This window comes from Blautia sp. HCP3S3_B11, assembly GCF_052064435.1.
In the GTDB taxonomy this organism is placed as follows: Bacteria; Bacillota; Clostridia; order Lachnospirales; family Lachnospiraceae; genus Blautia_A.
The window spans coordinates 1-1,261 of the sequence record NZ_JBQHVP010000050.1 but is presented as its reverse complement, the minus strand read 5'-3'; the positions used below and the strand labels follow the sequence as shown (position 1 = coordinate 1,261).

Here is a 1,261-nt window from a genome sequence, read left to right as displayed (position 1 = left end):
ACAATGGCGTAAACAAAGGGAAGCGAGATTGTGAGATGGAGCAAATCCCAAAAATAACGTCCCAGTTCGGACTGTAGTCTGCAACCCGACTACACGAAGCTGGAATCGCTAGTAATCGCGGATCAGAATGCCGCGGTGAATACGTTCCCGGGTCTTGTACACACCGCCCGTCACACCATGGGAGTCAGTAACGCCCGAAGTCAGTGACCTAACTGCAAAGAAGGAGCTGCCGAAGGCGGGACCGATGACTGGGGTGAAGTCGTAACAAGGTAGCCGTATCGGAAGGTGCGGCTGGATCACCTCCTTTCTAAGGTAAGATAAGTAGAGAAATGAATGTGTTTTACTGTTGAGTTATCAAGGAGATAAAATTTAATCCTTCTGGTGCCGATGCGGTTGGGGGACACACCCGTTCCCATCCCGAACACGACGGTTAAGACCCAATCGGCCGATGGTACTGCACTGGAGACGGTGTGGGAGAGCAGGTGGGCGCCAGATCAAAAAAAAAACTGAATTTACCAGTGATGAGAGATTTTAAATAAAGCTGAAAAAGTATTTGAGATTTCTGATGACTGATAAAACATCAGTCGATATGTACCTTGAAAACTGCATACATGAAATTTGATTAAAAGTTAATCAAATATCCTTGATACAAAACGTTAAGAGATATGAGAGTATCTCATAAAACGCAAGATAGGAAGACATCGATATATCTGTTATTAACAGAGTTATCAAACAATGAGAATCAAACGACCGCATCACCTACGCTAGGGTGATGAAGCGAAAGGTCAAGCAATAAGGGCACAGGGCGGATGCCTTGGCACTAAGAGCCGATGAAAGACGTGATAAGCTGCGATAAGCTTCGGGGAGGAGCAAATATCCATTGATCCGGAGATCTCTGAATGGGGAAACCCGCATGAGTAAACCTCATGCATCCTACAGCCAATACATAACTGTAGGAAGGGAACCCGGGGAACTGAAACATCTAAGTACCCGGAGGAAAAGAAAGAAAACTCGATTCCGTAAGTAGCGGCGAGCGAACGCGGAGGAGCCTAAACCGGAATGCGTGCATTCCGGGGTTACGGACTGCATTTAGGATTCAGTGAAGTTAACAGAACGGTTTTGGGAAAGCCGGCCACAGAGGGTGAAAGCCCCGTACGTGAAAGCAGAGCTGACTGAGCAGGATCCAGAGTACCACGAGACACGTGGAACCTTGTGGGAAATCAGGGGGACCACCCCCTAAGGCTAAATACTACTTAGTGAC

At 47.3% G+C, this 1,261-nt stretch carries 3 rRNA genes; all 3 read left to right on the top strand.

What is annotated here, in order from left to right:
- Positions 1–307, top strand: a 16S ribosomal RNA gene (locus tag ACTNC0_RS18165); the annotation flags it as partial.
- Positions 308–377: 70 nt separating this feature from the next.
- Positions 378–495 (top strand): 5S ribosomal RNA (gene rrf / locus ACTNC0_RS18160).
- Between the two features lie 288 nt (positions 496–783).
- A 23S ribosomal RNA gene (locus ACTNC0_RS18155) occupies positions 784–1,261 on the top strand; the annotation flags it as partial.